9 protein-coding genes are annotated in these 18,970 nt (G+C 72.5%); 2 read left to right on the plus strand and 7 right to left on the minus strand.

Annotated features, from left to right (window positions below):
* Positions 1 to 183 precede the first annotated feature (183 nt).
* On the minus strand, positions 184 to 4,488 hold the full coding sequence (locus ACZ4Z2_RS19695; protein ID WP_468077662.1) for an NACHT and WD repeat domain-containing protein: 4,305 nt from the start codon (positions 4,486 to 4,488) through the stop codon (positions 184 to 186).
* A gap of 760 nt (positions 4,489 to 5,248) precedes the next feature.
* Between ACZ4Z2_RS19695 and ACZ4Z2_RS19700 the strand changes: the two genes are divergently transcribed.
* Both ACZ4Z2_RS19700 and ACZ4Z2_RS19705 read left to right on the plus strand, forming a co-directional pair.
* On the plus strand, positions 5,249 to 6,553 hold the full coding sequence (locus ACZ4Z2_RS19700; RefSeq protein WP_468077664.1) for an FAD-dependent monooxygenase: 1,305 nt from the start codon (positions 5,249 to 5,251) through the stop codon (positions 6,551 to 6,553).
* 367 nt (positions 6,554 to 6,920) lie between these two features.
* Positions 6,921 to 7,877, plus strand: a complete 957-nt coding sequence (locus tag ACZ4Z2_RS19705) for a hypothetical protein (protein ID WP_468077666.1) — start codon at positions 6,921 to 6,923, stop codon at positions 7,875 to 7,877.
* A gap of 165 nt (positions 7,878 to 8,042) precedes the next feature.
* On the opposite strand, the gene ACZ4Z2_RS19710 is transcribed toward ACZ4Z2_RS19705, so the two are convergent.
* From ACZ4Z2_RS19710 to ACZ4Z2_RS19735, 6 genes are all read right to left on the minus strand, one after another.
* Positions 8,043 to 9,383 (minus strand): helix-turn-helix domain-containing protein, encoded by a 1,341-nt coding sequence (locus ACZ4Z2_RS19710; protein ID WP_468077668.1) that lies wholly within the window; start codon positions 9,381 to 9,383, stop codon positions 8,043 to 8,045.
* 209 nt (positions 9,384 to 9,592) lie between these two features.
* Positions 9,593 to 10,060: a hypothetical protein gene (locus tag ACZ4Z2_RS19715; protein ID WP_468077670.1), complete on the minus strand. Its 468-nt coding sequence runs from the start codon at positions 10,058 to 10,060 to the stop codon at positions 9,593 to 9,595.
* Between the two features lie 330 nt (positions 10,061 to 10,390).
* Positions 10,391 to 11,665, minus strand: a complete 1,275-nt coding sequence (locus ACZ4Z2_RS19720; protein WP_468077672.1) for a TIGR02679 family protein — start codon at positions 11,663 to 11,665, stop codon at positions 10,391 to 10,393.
* Entirely contained in the window at positions 11,662 to 15,900 is a 4,239-nt protein-coding gene (locus ACZ4Z2_RS19725) for a TIGR02680 family protein (RefSeq protein WP_468077673.1), read from the minus strand. The genes ACZ4Z2_RS19720 and ACZ4Z2_RS19725 overlap by 4 nt, the downstream gene beginning before the upstream one ends.
* Entirely contained in the window at positions 15,897 to 17,222 is a 1,326-nt protein-coding gene (locus ACZ4Z2_RS19730) for a TIGR02678 family protein (RefSeq protein ID WP_468077675.1), read from the minus strand. The genes ACZ4Z2_RS19725 and ACZ4Z2_RS19730 overlap by 4 nt, the downstream gene beginning before the upstream one ends.
* Complete coding sequence (locus ACZ4Z2_RS19735; protein WP_468077677.1) at positions 17,219 to 18,880, minus strand: TIGR02677 family protein; 1,662 nt, start codon at positions 18,878 to 18,880, stop codon at positions 17,219 to 17,221. The genes ACZ4Z2_RS19730 and ACZ4Z2_RS19735 overlap by 4 nt, the downstream gene beginning before the upstream one ends.
* Positions 18,881 to 18,970: the final 90 nt, after the last annotated feature.

The following is an 18,970-nucleotide window of genomic DNA, read 5'->3' on the forward strand; positions in this document are numbered from 1 at the left end:
ATGGCCAAGGCTAACAAGGTCGCCCCTGCGGCGGGAGTCGACTGCCCGACTGCGTTGACAAGTTGTGATCGGGATCACGTCCGGGGGACGCAGTAACCAAACGTTTGTTAGATCGCGCGGGCATCACCGAACCACCGGTCCACGGCGTCTCCGACCCGCCGAACCGCCTGGTCACCGCCCGTTTCAGGAACCCTCGCACGGCGGTTCGTACGACAGCCGTGGCAGGTACTCGTTCCACTTCGCCCGCGTCAGCACTCCGCGTGTCGCGGTGCAGATGTGCCGTACCGCCTCGTCCGTGTCCAGGTTCCACAGCCGTACGGTGTCGGCGCCGCTGGAGACGCCGAGCATGCCGCTCTTCGGGCTGAACGACAGGAAGTTGCCCGTTTTGGCGTTGGGGCTCATGGACGGGCCGATGGGGGAGGCGTCGGCGGGGTCGGAGACGTCCCACAGCCGCACCGTGTTGTCGTTGCCGCCGCTGGCCAGGGTCCGTCCGTCCGCGCTGAAGGTCAGCGACACGACGGCCTCGGTGTGGCCGGTGAGCGGCTCGCCGAGCCGGGTCGCACGGGAGGGGTCGGAGACGTCCCACAGCCGGACCGTGTCGTCGTCGCTGCCACTGGCCAGCGTGGCGCCGTCCGGACTGTACGCCAGGTCGTTGACGGGGCCCTGGTGGTCGGTGAGGGGGGCGCCGAGGCGGGCGGGGCGCCGCGGATCGGTCACGTTCCACAGCCGGGCGGTGCCGTCCGCGCTGCCGCTGATGAGCGTACGGCCGCCGGGGCCGAAGACGAGGGCGAGGATGTAGCCCTTGTGCCCGGTGAGCGGCTTGCCGAGCGGGACGGCGCGGGCCGGGTCGCTGACGTCCCACAACTGGATGGTGTGATCGTCGTACGGGGTGGCCAGCGTGCGCCCGTCCGGACTGTAGGCCAGCGCGTCGGCGTAGCGGGTCCGCAGCATCAGGGGCCGCACGTGCGGCGCCGGGCGGGTGGGGTCGCTGACGTCCCACAGGTGCAGCGACCGGTTCCCGGAGACGACCGCGAGGGTGCGGCCGTCGGGGGAGAAGGCGAGGGAGCGGTTGCCGCCGTCCTTGACCAGGAACGGCTTGCCCAGCGCCACGGGCCGGCCGGGCTTCTCCACGTTCCACAGCCGGATCCGGCCGTCGCGCCCGGCGGTGGCGAGCACCCGCCCGTCCGGCCGGAACACCCCTCGCCGGCCGACCATGTCCGCCGTCGGTATCGACCACAGCCGGACCTTGCTGTCCCCGCTCCCGGTGGCGAGGGTCCGGCCGTCGGGGCTGAAGCCCAGCGCGTACATCTCGCCGCTGGCCCCGGCGAGCGGCTCGCCCACCTGCGACGGGTACGCCGGGTCGCGGACGTTCCACAGGCTCGCCGTGCTGTCCGCGCTGGCGACGGCGAGCGTCCCCCCGTCGGGGCTGAACGCCACGGACCACACCGGCCCGGTGTGGCCGCTGAGCGGGGCGCCGAGCGCGTCCGGGTGCCGCCGGTCCGCCACGTTCCACAGCCGCACGGTGTTGTCGGCGCTGCCGCTGGCGAGGGTGCGCCCGTCGGGGCTGAACGCCACCGAGTGCACGGTGCCGGTGTGCGCGCGGAGCGGGGCGCCGAGCGCGTCCGGGTGCCGCGGGTCGGCGACGTCCCACAGCCGTACGGTCCGGTCGTCGCCCCCGGCGGCCAGGGTCCTGCCGTCCGGGCCGAACGCCACGGAGCGCACGGGCGCGCCGTGCCCGGTCAGCGGCCTGCCCAGCGGCTCGGCACGGGACGGGTCGGACACGTCCCACAGCCGTACCGTGCGGTCCTCGCCGACGGAGGCCAGCGTCTTCCCGTCCGGGCTGTACGCGATCAGGTAGATGGTGCCGTCATGGCCGGTCAGCGGCGCGCCGAGCGACCGCGGCGACCGGGGGGCGCGCACGTCCCACAGCCGGACGGTGCCGTCGTCGCCGGCGCTGGCGAGCGTCCGGCCGTCCGGGCTGAACACGGCGCTGCTCACCCAGCTCGTGTGCCCGGTGAGGGGCTTGCCCAGGGCCTTCGGGCGGGACGGGTCGGACACGTCCCACAGCCGTACGGTCCGGTCGTAGCTGGCGGTGGCCAGGTACTTCCCGTCGGGGCTGTGGGAGGTGAGGTAGACGGCGCCGGTGTGGCCGAGCAGGGCGGTGGCCAGCGGCGCGTTGACGATCGAGATCAGCCGGTTGCTGGTGCCCTCGTCACCGGGCCGCAGCCCGTGCGCCACCAGGTCGAGCTGGGCCGACAGCGACGGGTCGGTGTACTGGACGCGGTCGGCCTCGGCGACCACCTGCTCGAACACCGCGTCGTTGCGCTGCTGCCAGGCGACCACCGCCGAGCCGACCGCCACCAGGGCGAGGACCACCAGGGCGGCCACCGCGCTCCGGCTGATCCACACCGTGCGCTTGCGCAGCCTGACCGCGGCCGCCAGGAACTCCACCGCGCTGCGGGTCAGCAGGGTGTCGTCGGCGGACCTCGCCCAACTGCGGGCCTGCTCCAGCCGGGAACCCCGGTACAGCAGCGACGTGTCGCGGTCCGACTCCTCCCAGGCCCGGCCGTCCTCCTCCAGCCGCTGGCGCAGCAGATGGTCGTTGCGGCCCTCGTCGATCCAGCTCCGCAACCGGGGCCAGGCGTGCAGCAGCGCCTCGTGGGTGATCTCCACGGTGTCCGCGTCGAGCGTCACCAGCCGGGCGCGCACCAGCGCCTCCAGCGACTCCTCCGTCTTGCCCGGGTCCGTCGACTCGTCCGCCAGCTGCCGCCGGGTCCCGCGCCGCCGGGTGGCCTGCGTGTCCTCGCCGAGCCGCACCAGCCGCAGCAGCAGCAACCGCGCCGCCGTGCGGGCCGCCGGGTCCAGCCCCGACCAGGCCCGCTCGGCGGTTGCCGCCACGGCACCCTGGATACCGCCGGCCGCCCGGTACCCGGCCAGCGTCAACCGCCCCGCCTTGCGCCGCTGCCAGGTCACGAGCAGCGCGTGCGACAGCAGCGGCAGCACGCCCGCGTCGTGCGCGCCCCGCGGCCCGTCCGCGCTCACCTCCCGCACGATCAGCTCGGCGAGCCCCGGCTCCAGCTCCAGGCCCACGGCCTTGGCCGGCCCGGTCACCGCCTCCCGCAGCTCGGCGGTGGTCAGCGGCCCCAGCACCATGTGCCGGTGCTGCAACGCGTCCGCCAGCTCCGGATACCCGAGGCACTCCTCGTAGAAGTCGGCCCGGATCCCCAGGACGACCAGCACGGGCGCGAGGTCTCCGGCCGCACCGGGGGTACAGGCGGCGCTGAGCACCTGGATGAACGTCCGCCGGTCGGCCTCGTCGGAGGAGAGGGTGAACGTCTCCTCGAACTGGTCGACGATCAGGACGGGGCGGGCGGGGGCGCCCGGGTGGGAGGTGCCGGAGGTGCCGGAGGCGGTGGGGGTGGGGGAGGTTGCGGTGGAGGTGGGGCCGATTGCGGTGGAGGTAGGGGTGGGGGAGGTGTCGGAGGCGGTGGTGGTCGCGGAGATGTCGGAGACGGCGGAGGGGGCGCGGCGCCGGGACCAGGCCGCGACCGCCTCCCGTACCGCGTCGGCGAAGTACGGTGTGCCGGGCTCGTACGCCGCGGACACGACCTGGGTCAGCTCGGGTATGTGACGGGTCAGCTCCCCGATGGGGTCGGCGCCGGGGACGAGCTGGAGGACGTGGTCGCCGTCGACGTTCCCCTCGCCGTCCTGGCCGCGCTCGCCGTGCTCGCCGCGCTCGCCGTTCCTGCCTCCGGTCCCGGCGTTGCCGCCGCTGTTCCCGGCGGTCCCGGCTGTCCCGGCGGTCCCGGCTGTCCCGGCGGTCCCTCGGTTTCCGGTGCTCCCGGTGCTCCCGCCGCCGAGTGCGCCGGCGCGCACGGCGGGGACGAGTCCGGCGTTGAGGAGGGAGGACTTGCCCGCCCCCGAGGCGCCGACGAGCATGACGAGGCCGCCCGTCTTCTCCACCGCCCGGAGCTGGCCGACGAGGGCGTCCGTGCTGCGCTCCCGCCCGAAGAACCAGCGGGCGTCCTGCTGCCGGTAGGAGGCCAGCCCTCGGTACGGGCAGACGCCGCCGGGTACGGCTGGCACCTCACCCGGAGGCTGCTGTTCCTCCTCCGCGGCGGCCCCGTTCGAGGCGGGCCGCTCGCCGGCCGGACCGGCGACCGCGCGCTCCCAGAGCCGCTGCCACTGGGCCAGGTCGTACAGCCCCTTGGACACCGGAGTGGGACGCGCGCGCCGCGCCTCGGGGATCAGGACCTGGAGGACGGCGGCGAGGGCGGCGAACTGCGCGGGTACGTTCTTGGCCCGCCGCCAGTCGCTGATCCGCTGGGCGGAGACCCGCACGGGACGCCCGCGTTCATCGACCCTTTGCAGTCGGACGACCGACTCCGAAACACTTTTGAGGGGAGGATTGCCCGCTTCCTTGTACAGCAGCGCGAGACGTTCCGCGAAGGCCGTGCGTGCCCCTGAGTCGTCACTCAAGGCCCCCACCCCTTACTTCCCCTGCCACTGGACATCCGGACCGGAAAACTCACTTTATATGCCTGACCTGCGGCGAAGCCGTCCGGATGCCCTCGGCCCCTCCTCGTCGCTGGCCCCGACTGGCAGGATCACGACCAAGCAGCCGCCGCTTCGTGCGGCGCCCTCGCAGGCCACCAGCGCAGCGCACGCAGAGACGACTCATGCCGCCGTTCGTTTTAGGTCAGCTTCACCGACGCGATCACCGGCACCGCCGTACACGATCACCGGCACCGCCGCACACGATCACCGCCACCGCCGTACGTGATCACCCGACTCACGGACGAGATCACCGATCCGTCCGCTGATACCTCGATCCAGTCCCCCTGACCCGGATCGAGCACCCCCGCAACGTCCGGCACCGGTCCCCACGTGGGGAGGGACCGGTGCCGGACGAAGGCGGGGAAAGGGCGGGTGCCGGGCCCGCGTATGAGTAGGGCACTCTCCCGGGCCCCGGAGCCACGACGCCGATGCGACCGGTCCCGCGCGGCCGGGGCAACCCTGGCGACGACCGGGGCACCCTGAGGGACGACCCGGGGCCACCCAGAGGGATGTGGATGCCCGGGGCACCCTGAGGGACGACCGGACACACTACGGAGGACACCCGAGACGCCCCGCAGGGATGACATCGCCCCGAGACGCATCGGTTTCTGGCCGCCCGCAGGGATGACATCGCCCCGTTTCGGCGCTATGCCGTTTCCATGCGGTGTGCCGAGGGGGAGGCGAGCCGGGGATGGCTGAAGCGGGGGCGGCCGGCGGCGGGAGGCGCGCCCGCCTACGGGCGATCGTCGTCGGCGCCGGGATCGGCGGGCTGACCGCGGCGGTGAGCCTGAGCCGAGCCGGATGCGATGTGACGGTGGTCGAACGGGCGGTCCGCTTCGGCGAGATCGGCGCCGGCATCCAACTCGCCCCCAACGCCACCCGCGTCCTGCGCCGCCTGGACCTGCTCGACGCGGTCGCCGCACAAGCGACCCGCCCCTCCCACTGGAGCTTCCGCACCTGGTCCGACGGTGCGGAGATCACCCGCTACCTGCTGGGCCGGGAGGCGGAGGCCGAGTTCGGCGCACCGTACCTCCAGGTCCACCGGGCCGACCTGCACGGGGCCCTCGCGGCAGCCGTCCCCGCGCGCTCGGTACGCCTCGGCACGACCGCCGTGGCGATCGCCCAGGACGACGACTCGGCGTACGTCACCACGGCGACCGGCGAACGCCTGGCCGCGGACCTGATCGTGGCCGCGGACGGCGTGCGGTCGCCGGCCCGCCGGTGGCTCTTCGGCCCCGACGAGGCGGTGTTCTCGGGCACGGCGGCGTACCGCGCCCTGCTCCCCGCCGCGGAGGTCGCCGACCTGGACCTCCCCGACTTCGCGATCTGGCTGGGCCCGGACCGCCACTTCGTCCACTACTGGGTACGCCGCCGGGAACTCCTGAACGTCGTGGCGGTGGTCAGGACGGAGGAGCCGCAGGGGCGCCGTACGGCGGCGCAGGCGCAGGCGTCCTCGATGGTCATGGCGACGGCGCGGGAGTCCTGGACGGCCCAGGCCGAGCCGGGAGAACCGCTGAACGCGTTCGAAGGCTGGGACCCCCGAATACGCCACATCCTCGAACGCGCCGACCGCACGAACCGCTACGGCATTCACACCCGCACCCCGCTCACCCGCTGGAACGTCGGCCGAGTGACGCTTCTGGGCGACAGCGCCCACGCGATGGTCCCGTTCCAGGCGCAGGGCGCGGCCCAGGCGATCATGGACGCGGCCGTCCTGGCCGACACCCTCACGGAGGCGACCCCGGCCGACGTCCCCAGGGCCCTGGACCACTACGTACGGCGCCGCCTGGCCACCGCCACAACCGTCCAGACCCACTCGGCCCAGGCAGGCGAGGACTACCACCTCCCCGACGGCCCCGAGGCCCGCTCCCGCAACACCCGCATGGCGAGCTACGCGACGAGACACCCCTTCGGCCCCCTGGCAGGAGCGTGGGCGGAAGACCTGACGGCCCCCACGCGCGGGGAGCGAAGCGCCTCCAAAAAATCGAGCACGTGAACGCTCCCCGTGGCACCGCCGTCCCGGCGTCCCAGCCTCTCAGCGTCTCAGGGCGACGTCTCAGGCAGCACACGTTTCCGCAGCTCAGGGTGGGTGGGATGGTTGCGTTGTCGCGGGTTGGGCGGCGGCGGTTGCGGTGGGCGCCCGGTGTCTCTGAACCTGTGGATGTCGCACCGACCGGGCCGGATCGAGGGCCCCGGTCGCAGCCTGCCGACGACCCCTCCTGATGCCTGCGTACCGGGCATCGGTGTGCCCCTGCGGGGCGCCCGATGCCTCGGCGGCCTGCCCCCGGATGCGGCGTCCGACGGGAGAGCCGGCGCAGCCGGGAGCGACCCCCTACTGATGACGAGAAGAAGGAAGACACGACATGAGCAGGAACACCCGCGTACTCCGTCGTCCGGGCCGCCGCGCGGCCGTCGCCGCCGGACTCGTCCTCGCCGTCGGCCTCGGCGTGTCGACGCAGACGGCGGCCCACGCCGCCGCCCCCGCCCCAGCGAAGGCATCCGCAGAGGCATCCGCGAAGGTGTCCGCAGAAGCGTCCGCGAAGGTGTCCGCCGCGCCGCGGTCGATCACCGGCTTCAACGGCGACCTGGTGACCCAGACCGCCGACTTCTACGGCGCGTACGTCGACGCGAAGGACGACGCCGCGGGCCCGGACACCAAGTTGGCCAAGGCGCTGCGCGCGCACTACCTGACGCCGGCCTTCGCGAAGCGGCTGGCGGCGTGGGAGAAGAAGAACAACCTGGACGGCGTCCTGCGCGCCCAGAACGTCCCGGTGGAGTGGACGGTGAGCGAGGGCCGCAACGGCCTCGAGACCATCGTCTCCCTGACCTACGGCGGCGGGGAGTCACCGACGACCACGACCAGGTTCGCCGTGAAGCATGAGGTGGCCGACGGCATCACCGACATCCGCCCCATCAGCGCGGCCCCCGCGAAGCCGTCCGCCGCGAAGCGGTCGGTCACGGGCCGGACCGGCGACTCGGTCACCCAGATCGCGGACTTCTACGGCGCGTACGTCGACGCGAAGGACGACGCCGCGAGCCCGGACACCAAGTTGGCCAAGGCGCTGCGCGCGCACTACCTGACGCTGGCCTTCGCGAAGCGGCTGGCGGCGTGGGAGAAGAAGAACAACCTGGACGGCGTCCTGCGCGCCCAGAACGTCCCGGTCGACTGGACGGTGAGCGAGGGCCGCGACGACCGCGAGATCACGGTCACCCATGCCTTCGGCGGAGGGGAGACGCCGACGGTGACGACCGACCTCGTCGTGAAGCTGGAGCCGGTGTCCGGCGACGTCACCGACATCCGCCGCACGCGCACCCACTGACGCCCCACCCACCCCGCCCGGCCCGCTCCCGGCCCCGCCCGGCAGCGGGCCTGAAGGCCGACCGGACGCCACCCCCACCCGATCCACCCGATCCACCCGATCCACCCGATCCACCCGATCCACCCGATCCACTCGATCCGGCCTCTGCCTGCGAACTGCCGCGCGTCAGCCGTCCTCTCCGGCCCCGTCGCCCTCCATGTTGGCGGCGGGGATCGGAACCCAACGGCCGGGGCTGTGATAGACGCGGTCGTACCGGTAGCCCGCCAGCCCTTTGGTGCTGGTACTGCGGAAGGGACGGCCGTGGTCGTCGATGCGGACCGTGCCGGTGCGGCCTTGCGAGGACCAGGCGAGTTCGAGGTACCAGTCGCAGGTGCAGGACTCGTTGAGCGCTGTGACCACCAGGACCTCGGGGTCCTGCAAGGACACCCGGTAGGGGAAGTTGATGGCCGGGATCTTCGTGCCGGACCCGTTGTCGCCGGGCACCGAACGGGCCAGGGGCTGGTGTGCGTCGAGGTTCACGGAGAAGTGGCGAGGGACGATGCCGGCGCCGCAGCCGTCGCTCAAGGAGTACACGGTGCCCCGGTCGGCGGCGGGTGCGGCCCGGTTCACCACGCGCACGTGCAGGGCGTCCAGGACGACGGCGGCGGAGCCGCGCCCCTGCACGGTGATCTGCACACCGGTGGCACCCCCGTGCACCGCCCGCTGGGAGTCCACCCACGCCGCGACGTCCTCCGGGTGCGGCGGCGGCGGAACCTGCTGCGGCCCCTTGGCGACGACGTAGTCCTCGCCGCACCCGGTGAGCCCCCGGGTGTGGAAGTTGGCGGTCCAGGTGAGGGGAGCCACAGGCTGAGCCGTGCCGGCCCGCGCCTGGTGCGGCTCGTGACGGCCACTGCCCGTGGCCGAGGTGGAGGGCGGCCCGGCGGCGGAAGCGGTGAGACCGAGAAGCGGGGCGACGAGCGAGACCGCCAGCACGACCGACCGGACGGGCCGCCGAGGGCGCCCACCGGGGAACCACGACCGGGACGGAGATGGAGTCACCCCGGAAACCTGAACACCGGTCGCCACGGGAACGGCCGAGACGGCCGAGGCGGCGGCACCGCCCGAGGCGGCGGCACCGCCCGAGGCGGCGGCACCGCCCGAGGCGGCGGCACCGCCCGAGGCGGCGGCACCGCCCGAGGAGTCGATGGACACCGCTGTGTTCGTGGCCTTGCGCGGCGCCGGTGCGTGCCGACCGTCGGACGGACGAGGCCGTTGCCGCGCGGCGTAGGCCATGATCCACCGGCGGTGCAGCTCCGTGCGCTCTGCGGGGGAGGCACCGCAGAGCACGGCGAACCGCTCGATCGAAGCGAAGTCCTGCGGGACGGCCTCACCGGAGCAGTAACGGTGCAGAGTCGAAGCATGCACGTCCAGCCGACGGGCAAGTGCCGCGTAGCTGCGGTCGGTACGTTCCTTCAGACGCCTCAGCAGCAACGCGAATTCCGCTACGTCATCGTGGATCGCATCCATGCAGTCCGCACTCGTATCCGCTCGTCGACCCACAAAGGCCGGTCCCGACGGAGCACGACATCCCGCCGCTCCCCATGTCTGCACGCCCATACGCGCGAGACGGTTCCAGCGTTGAGACCGAGTGCGGAAGTGGGCCGACCGCCCGACCGCCCGACCGCCCCACTGGGACTCCGTCCCTACCCGGATCTCATGGACGGCTGCATCCAGGCTTACTCCGTGTCGGAGAGCAGGGCGTCCAACGCCGCCCGAGCCTGGGCGATTCCACGACGCCACTCCTCGCTCCGGAGGGCCGCGGTGTCCCACTCGACCACCGGTTCGGCGCCGGTCACGCAGTAGCCGTAAACCTGGTGGGCCACCCGCTCGGTGAGAAGTTCGTCGTAGTGGAACGTCCCCTCGAAAGCCGCCCAGGCCACCGCCCGAGTGTCCGCGCAGACCCGCCGAAGCGCAGCTCGCGTGTACTCGCGCAGATCGAGCGAGACGTCATGGAAGTCGAGGTCGTACGACACCAGACCGAGCCGCTCGACAGCTTCGGGCTGCTCCAGCAGAGGGAACGACAGAAAGGCGTCGGGAACCATCCCGGCAAGGCGAAAAGCCTCCTCGGCCAACGGAATGTTGCCGGAGCCGACGACGAACACGTTCACCGAGGCCGGCCCCCGCCAGCACAACGCATCAAGCACCCCACCCACCAAGGCACCCCCTCCCCTCTAACCACCACCGAGGCACACACTGCCGCCGTAACGGGAAGCCAGTGACCCCCGCTAGACAAACAGCAACGCCAGAGGGACCTTACCGACTCGGTAAGGTCCCTCTGACCTGCTACTCAGCTGTCGGGGTGGCGGGATTTGAACCCACGACCTCTTCGTCCCGAATGAGCTTCGGCTACTGATCTTGCCAGCGCTGATGGTGTTTGCCCTGATCAGGGAGTCAGAGTGTCGTGGTCTCGGGTGGTCCCGCAGGGGCTCGGAGAGCGGATGCTCTGGACCGCTAAGCCGTCGCGTGTCATGGGCTCACTGCAGCTGACGCGACAGGTCCTCGACGAGAAGGTCGAGAGTGGCCTCCTCATGGAGCGCGACGCCGAGGGCGGTCATTGCCGGGGCCAGATTCGGGTCCCAGGTCGCGCGGACAGGCTCGCCGTCGAGCGGTAGCTGAGGGATTCCCTCGGCCTGACTGCGAGCAGCCAGGCGCTCGTAGTCCTCGGCACCCATTCGCCACGGCAGGGCCTCGTAACGGCGGATGATTCTGTTGGCCAGAGCAATCCCCGGCCAGTCGAAGTCACCGTGGTAGGCGAAGGTGCAACCGGTCGCGGCGAGGGCGTCGAGAAGCGTCATGACCACCGTGGCGGCGCTGCCGGAAGTGCACACCAGCGGTCGGACACATGCCGCGTCGGCCGCGGCTTCCACCACCCGCGGGTTCTCGCATATGTGGACCACCGTCCCGGCGGGCAGCCGCAGCCGCAGGGTGAGCAGGTCGCGCGCGGTGAGGTGGGCTTCGGCGTGGTGGGCGGCCCGCTCCCGCAGGGACTGCTCCCGCCATCCCTCTCCGGCAGGCCGCAGTCCGTAGGTCAGCACCGTGCTGGAGACCTCGTCCGGTGTGACGGACACCAGCCGCCACAGGGCGCGTCTGCCGGCCGCGTCGCTGGGAAACTCGGTGCCGTGGGCAACGGCGACGCCGCGCTGGACGAGGCGTGCGAGCCAGGTTCCATCGTCCAGGCCGTGCGCTGATCCGGTCACCGTGGCCGCGAGTTCCCCGCGGCCCTGGGTGCCGTCGCGTTCGGGATCGAGGAGTACGGCGAGGACCTGGACGGCCTGCTGGAGCGTGCGTACCGCCGCTTCGGGTGTCACTCCTCTCGGAACGCCGGTGCGGCGCAGCACGTCGGACCACTGCCGGGTCCAGTCCTGGCCTGCGAGGGGTGAGGCGTCCAGCGAGGAAGCGAGCGACGACCACACATGACTGCGCCGTGCTGCCGCGTCCGCGCGGGCGGCACGGCGGTCGGTGAGCGGTGGTCCGAGTTCTTGCAGGACCTCCTTGAGCCCGAGTCCGGCGGCCGAGGTGCGCAGTCGCGCGTCGAGCGCGTCGAGCCGCACGGTCACGGCGGCACCGGTCAAGGGTTTGCCCAGCAGGAGTGACAGGTCGTTACGCTCCTGAGCGTTCACCGCGGCCAGCCGGAGGGAACCGGTCGCCTGCACACCGTTGCCTTCCAGGCGTCTGCGTGCCGCGTCCCAAAGCCGGGTGAGCCCTGGCCCTGCCAGCCATTCGCGTGTCGCGGCGGGCAGCTCGCTCATACGGACACCAGACGCCGGTGCCGACCGTTCCAGGTGTAGTGCAGGGTGGCCACCCCGCGCACATGGGGGTCACGCAGACACTCGTAGATGTGCAGGGACGGCACCTCGGGCCAGTTGCCCATGAGCCGCTCGCTCGTGAGGACGAAGTCGAGATCGAGATCGACGAGGATGCGTCCCAGCCGCCCGTGGGTGGGTTCGTCGACCTTGGCGAAGGCGTCGTCCAGGAGGATCAGCCGCGGCGCGTGCGGCGCCGACTCGGCGAGGCTGGTGAAGTGGGCGGCAGCCGCGGCGAAGAGCACCAGGTAGGAGAGCACCCGCTGCTCGCCCTGGCTGAGCCCGGTACGGCCGGTCAGTCTGCGCCTGCGACCGGGAGCCGCGTCCTCCACCACGAAGGTGTGGAAACGGAACCAGCTGCGGTAGTCCAGTGCGGTCCGCAGATGGGCGGCGTAACCGGCCGAAGGATCGGCACGTCGGGCGTCCTCGATCCGGCGTTGCAGTACCTCGCGAAGCTGCTCGGTCTGCTCGCGCGTCCTCAGGCTCGACGGGCTGCGCAGCAGTTCGACGGCTGCCCGCACGTCCGCGTCCACATCGTCGTCCAGCTTCCACAGCAGCTCTACGCCGAGACCGTGTGACGTCCGTACGGTCCGCAGGGTGGCGTTGAGGGCCGCGACCAGGTTGGCCGCGGTGATGACCTGGGCCGAGAGGTGGTCGCCGAGTTCGCCGGTCAGGAACCGTTGGAACACGTCGCGTTCGCGCTCGGTGAGCCGCCCTCGTGCCTCTGCTGCCTGGGTCGCGATCCGCTCTCCCACGGCCGCGACATCGTGGGACCCGTGGTCGTCGAGGAGACGGCACACCTTGATTCCGTCGCGTTCTTCGAGTTGGGCGTCGAACCCGCCGGCCAACTGGTCGTGCAGCTCCGTGTGCCGGTTGAGCAGGGTGCTGTCCGACACCACGTCCCTCGGGTGGGGCAGGACGCGTGTCACGGCGTCTGCCAGTGACCGGAGTGCTCGCAGGCGGCTGCGGACGTCCGAGCCGGGATCGTCCGCCACGAGCTCGGCCAGTGCGGACCGGTCCAGTCCCGCGCCGCTCGTCACCTCCGGACGGTCCAGGGCGGCGCGCAGCGCTCCGCCGGTGGTGATGACCGCCGTCTCCTGGCCGGCCAGGTCCTCGCGCAGGCGTTTCTCCTCCTCTTCCGCGCGTACGCGCAGCTCGCGGAGTTCGTCGCGGGTCCGTTGCGCCGCCGGAAGGGCGCGGCCGGCGTCCGCGACGCGCTGCCTGGCTGCCTGCTCGCGGGCGAGGATCTCCTCTTCGGACGACCCGATGGCCTCCTCACGGGTGCGCAGGTCCTGTTGGGCGGCGCGCAGTTCGGTGAGGCGTACCCGGTGGTCGTCCTCCGCGTCCGTGCGGTCCTGCCGGGCGCGGTCGTACCGCTCGTCGTCGGCCGTGCTCCCGGAGAGCCGCTCGGCCGTGCCGCCGACCGCTCTGCGCAGTCGGCCGATGCCGGTGAGCAGGGCTGCCAGCGCGGTCCGTACCCGGTCCAGGGCGGCGGTGTTGGCCGGCAGGTCGTGGGCGGTCGCGGTGGCCTCGGCCTCGGCGCGTGCCGATACGGCGTGAGCGCGGGCTTCCTCGGCCAGTCGTGCCGCGCGGGTCGCCTTGGTGGTCAGGTCCCGCAGAGTCCGTTCGGCTGATTCGGCACGGCTCCAGGCGTCGGCGAGCAGCCGGGCCCGCGGGAAGTCCCGTTCCGCGAGTGTGAGGGCCCTGCGCCTGGAGTCGGCCTCGGCGAGCTCGTCGCGGGCGGCGGCCAGACGCTGTTCCGTCCGCGTGAGCCGGTCCTCCAGCTCGGCGAGGATGCGCCGCCGGGTCTCGGCGCGTATGGCGGCGCCCACGTACTCGGCGACGCTCTTGTGGTGACGGCCGCGCAGAACGCCCACGCGCCAGCTTCCGTCGTAGTGCACCGCGTCGGTACCGGTGGCCTCGTCGGCCGGTGTGAGCGCGATGGCGGCCAGCAGGCGTTCCACCTGTTCGGACGTGACGCCACAGTTCTGCTGCGGGGCCGGGCACAGGGCCGAGGCGAGCGTCGGCCCCTCCGGTGGCACGGCACCGGGTTGGAGCAGGGTGTCCCGGGTGCGGGAATCGAGGAGGGCACCGTCCGCGCTGACCCACGCGTCGAGGATGCCGCTCGCCTCCAGCGCCGCCTCCAGACCGGCCCGGTCGGCGGAGGTCAGGTTCTCCGCGAAGTCCACCAGCCGGTAGAAGGGCGCTCCGCTGCCCGGACTCCGCTCGGCGTCGCGGTGGTGCGGGACCGGCGGCTCGGGGTCGGTACGTCGCTCCCAGCCCTGCTTCTCCTTCGACAGGCGCTCGATCTCCTCGCTGAGTCGTCCGACGTCGAGCGCCAGGGCGTCACGGCGCCCGGTGAGTTCCTCGCCGTACGGTTCCAGGGCGGTGTGAGCGGCCTGCCGCGTCTGGCTGTCGACATCGGGCGGCAGGGTACGGTCCGCGAACGGCGCTTCGGCGGAGCTCTCACAGCCGACCGTGGCGAGGACGGCGTCCAGGGGCGGACAGCCGGGGCCCGCCGCGGCCCGGGTGCGTGCCACCCACTCGGCGACCGCGCGGGCGTAGCCGCCGCTCTCCGCGGCGACCTTCTCGCGACTGCCCTCAAGACGGGCGGCGGCCTCTTCCGCCTCGCCTTCCAGCCGTTCCCGCTCGGTGTCGGCCTGTCCCGCTCTGGCCCGTGCCTCGTCGGCCCGAGCGGAGAGGCGGGTCACCTCCTGGACCATCCGCGTCCGGTGTTTCACCACCGTCTCGGCGTCCTCCAGCTGTCCCTTCCAGATCCGCAGCCCTTCCTGCGCCGCGGTCGTGTCGACGTGGACCACCGGCCGGTGCCGTACGATCCGCGTCTCGCCGCCCGGGGCGATCAGCTCAGCTTCGCTGCCCCGGGACCGGACCGTGCGCGGCAGGGCCACCGCCTCGCCGAGATGGCCGGTGGGGAGCCCGGCCTTCTCAGCTTGGGCCAGCAGTTCCCGGTGCTCGGTTCTCAGCTCGGCCAGCCTGCTGCCGAGGTGCTCGATGCCCTCGGCCAGTCGCTCCGCCGCGTTCTCCTCCGCGTCGTGTGCGTTGCGCAGGGTCGTGAAGGCGGCCACAGCCGCGGTGTGCAGGGCCTCCACGGTGCCGCGACGTTCGGCGAGTTCGCGCAGGCTGCGGTAGGCGTGACTGGCGTGCAGGGCGGCGAGGTCGGTCCGGGCGGCCTCTTCTTCCTCTTGCAGGGTCTCCAGCCGGGCCTCCGACTCCTCCTCTCGCATCCGCAGGTCGCTGGTCCGCTGTGCGGCGTCACCGGCAGTCCGGCGTCGCTGTGCGAGGACGTCCAGCTCCTGGCCGACCCGCTGCGCGGATGTGTGCAGAACCCCCGCCAGGTAGTCGCGGTAGCTGACGAGGAACGTCCGCAGCGCCGTGTCCGTACGCTCCAGACGGCCCAGTTCGTCCCGTACGGCGTCCAGGTCGTGGAGGTTGCGTGCCACCTTCTCGACCACGTCCTCGTCGAGCCCCGGCAGGGTCTCGCTCAGCAGGGAGGCCAGGCCCCCGTGCTCGATGCGGTCCCCGACCGTGGGGCGCCGGAGCCGGTGGAGGAGCTGGGTGAGGTTGCGGTAGTGCGTCGCGTCCGTGATGCCGAACAGCTCCCGGGCCACGCGCGTGCGATGGAGGACGGCACGGTCCGTGGTGTTGTCGGGGCCGACGATCTCCTTGAGCCGGTCGACCGCCAGGGGCTGCCCCGCTTCGACCAGTTGGAGATCCTCACCGATGCGCAGCGGGGTGACGAAGAAGGTCGGCAGCGCCTTCTGCGTCGACTTCGAGGCGCGGATGGCGACACCGAGCGTCAGAAAGTGGTGGGCGCCCCCGTCGGCCATGGCCCGGAACTCCACCCACAGGTAGCCGAGGCGGTTGGTCTGCTCGAACCCGTCGAGCATCAGCCAGGCGAGGGTGGTCCGGCCGGTGCCCGTGGCGTCCAGGGCCCGGGAGTCGCCGTCCAGCAGGTAGGGCAGCAGCATCTCCAGCGCCTTGGACTTCCCCGCGCCGTTCTTGCCGCGCAGCAGAAGCCGCCCCTCGCCGAAGGCGAACTCCTGCTCGTCGTACTGCCAGACGTTCTGGATGCCGGCGCGGTGCAGCCGGAACCGGGTACCGGCTGTCGTCTCGGGGCCGGAGCGCGGCAGCGGGACGAGGCCGCGCGGTTCGGTGGTCATAGCGGCAACTCCTGCTGTGTGGCGGCGCTTCGGCTGGCCGTCGGGGCTGGGCGCACGGTGACGTGGGTGGCGTAGCGTGCCGCCGCGGCGAGCAGCACCCAGCCGCCCCCGGTCGGCCGCGCCCCGCGGACATCGGTCACCAGGCGTCCTTCCGGAGCCTGGGCGACGTACCCCTCCGGCAGTCCTTCCCCCTCGGCGCGCAGCGGACCGGCGGGGGCCATCAACCGCATGCGGGCCAGGAGGTCCAGTACGGCCTCCTTCAGGGCGGGCGGGTCCTCCAGATAGCCGCGCTGCCAGTTGCTGCGCTGCCCGTACTCGGCCACCAGCTCTGCCAGCAGCTCATCCACCAGACCGTCCGGGACCGCCACTCCGATGACGAGAGACCCTCCGGTGGCCGGATGCCCCGGCTCCTGCGGCCGGAGCCGCTCCACGAGCCGTTCCACCAGCAGCAGCGCGGCCTGCGCGACGGTACCGGTGCCCGGCAGGTGCAGGTCCGTCAGCTCTTCCTCGGGGTCCACCAGCGCCACCCCCTCGGCGCGGATCTCCGTCTCCAGGCCCAGGAGTTCGGAGAACGCCTGGGCTTCCCGGCGCTGCCGGGTGCGCAGCCAGTCGCGTTCGGCGTCGGTCAGTTCGTCGAGAAGGACGACAGGAGTCTCGACGAGCATGCGCCGCACGTAGGTGCGAGGCCCGCCGAAGCCCGGGTCCGCTGCCCGCCGGACCAGGTCGGCACCGTCCCGCGACTGGGCGAGCGGCCCGGCCACGACCACGCGGGCCAGCTCCCGGTCCACCGTGATCAGGGCCTCTCCGCCCGCCTCCTGCGCGAGCGCGGTCACATGGCCCTCGGTCTCGATGAGGACACCCCACTCGACCAGTTGGCGCAGAGCCGCGACCAGGGTCCGTTTCCCGGCCGCCCGTTGCGTCCCCTCCAGCTCGATCCCGGCATCGGCCGCCGCGGCCCTGACGTCGGCGACCAACTGCGACAGCAGCATCTGCTCGGGCGCGGTCACGAGCACGGACAGGGCCAGCGCGAGGCAGGCGTACGTGTGCGGGGTGAAGGGTGTGCCGGTGGACCGTGCGAGCCGGTGCCCCGTACCGGCGCCCAGACCGGCCTTGAACAGCCGGGCGTAGGAGCTGTCGACCAGGAGCCGATAGCCGAGCACCTGCTGGAACCGCTTGCCCAGCCAGTCGGCGTGCCTGCGGATCAGCGGGAAGAGGTCGGCGTGGGGTCCGTCCGACGTGACCAGCGGGTGGGCGAGCAGCAGCCGGGCGGCGGTCCGGCGCTCGGCGGCGAGGGCGACGTCGTGGGTCGAGGGGAGTGTCATGACACGCTCACCTCGGCAGGGCCGTCGGCCGCGGCGGAGGTCCTGCCGATCTCAAGCTCCAGGTCGTCCAACAACAGGTCGCCGTCGGTCGAGTGCAGGACCGTGCGTGCGCCCGCCGTTCGTCGCACGGTGAGCCGGATGCCCAGTTCGGCGTCCTCGCTCTGCGCCGCCTCCAGACCGAACCCCTGTGCCGCACCGTTTCCGTCCGCATCCCGGTGTTCCGTGCCGCCGTGCGGCCTCCTGAGCTGCGCGTTCCCGAGCGCCGTGGCCAGCAGTTCGAGAAGCAGCCCCAGTGCCGACGACGTGAGCCGTACGTCGGCGAAGCGACCGGAGGCACTACGCAGTTCGTCCGCTGCCGCCGTCCTGGCCGCCGCCCGCTCACGGGCGGCCTCCCGCAGCCGTCGCTTCTGGGCGGAGTGGTCCTCCACCGAGGAAGCCCGGCCCCGCTGTGCGCGGCTGCCCCTCTCGCGCAGCGCCACCGGGACCTCGACCACCGGGCCGGTCCACCAGCTCGTGTGGGCCGGTACCACCTCGTCGGTGGCCGGCGGGACGCCTAAGTGGCGGGCGCCGTACAGCCCGAAGGCGGCGACGGCGATGTCGTGTGCGTCCTGCGGCGCCGCCTCGTCGAACCACCGGGCCAGTCGCAGCAGGTCCCTGCGCCGGGACATCTCCCCGGTGGCCGAACGCAGCATCCGCTTGGCGTTGGCGAGCAGCGACTGCAACGCGCGCAGGGTGGCGTCCCGCAGTTGGTCGACCTGGCTTCCCTGACCGTCGGTGTCCTTGAACCAGCCGCGCAGCCCCTCCCAGTCGGCCTGCTCGCGCCCCCGACTGCGCTGGACCCGGGTCTCCGGGCGGCCGTCGCCTTCCGCCGACAGCCCGGTGAGACCCTGGGCGTGCGCGTCCAGCTGGGAGAGCAGGGCCGGAAGGTGCGGCCACAGCGTGTCCAGTGCCGCCGAGATCCGGGGCGCGCGAAAGGACACGTCCTCCGTGATCGCCTCGACGTAGTCCAGCAGCAGTTCCTTGAACCCCTGGTACTCGGTGCTGTCCAGGTCGTACCGGGCCAGCACCTGGCCGAGGTAGGCGTAGAAGTCCCGTACGGAGTCCGCGAACTCGGTGAACTGCACGAACAGCGTGCTGACCCGCTCCAGCCCGTCCTGCGGCTCGATGCCGCCCGGCGCGGTCACGCGCTCGGCCAGTTCCTTCAGACCGCGTTCGACCAGCGCCAGCAGCTCGCCGCTCACCTCCCGGGCGGCGTCGGCCTCGGCCAGCACCCCGTCGACGTCCCGCTGGACCCGCTCGCCCGCCTTGGACAGCTGGTAGCGCGAGCGGGAACGCTGGTACTCGCTGATGCTGGACGCCTTCACCGTGTGGCTGCTGCGCAGCAGATTGCCCCACTGCACCAGCTGCTCCAGCCGGACCGTGAGGGTGTCGGCGTCGAGACCGGCAGCCGGGCCACCGGCCTGGCGCAGCTTCGCCATGACGTCCGGGACGGCCAGGTCCGCCAGCAGCGTCCCGCAGAAGACCCGCATGATCGCGAGATGCTCCAGCCGCTCGGGCGCGCCGAGGTACTTGTACACGTCCAGCCGCCTGCGCGTCTCGTCGTCACCGGTGTCCGGTGGCGCGGCGTCCGGTGGTGCGCCGGGTGCGGGTCCCTCCATGTCCGCGAGGCTACGCGGCGTATTCGTCCGTTGGTGGGGCATGGCGGGAAATGATCCTGGACGGGAAGCCACTGGGTGGTCCGAGTCCGT

This window comes from Streptomyces sp. NPDC030183 (assembly GCF_055573455.1).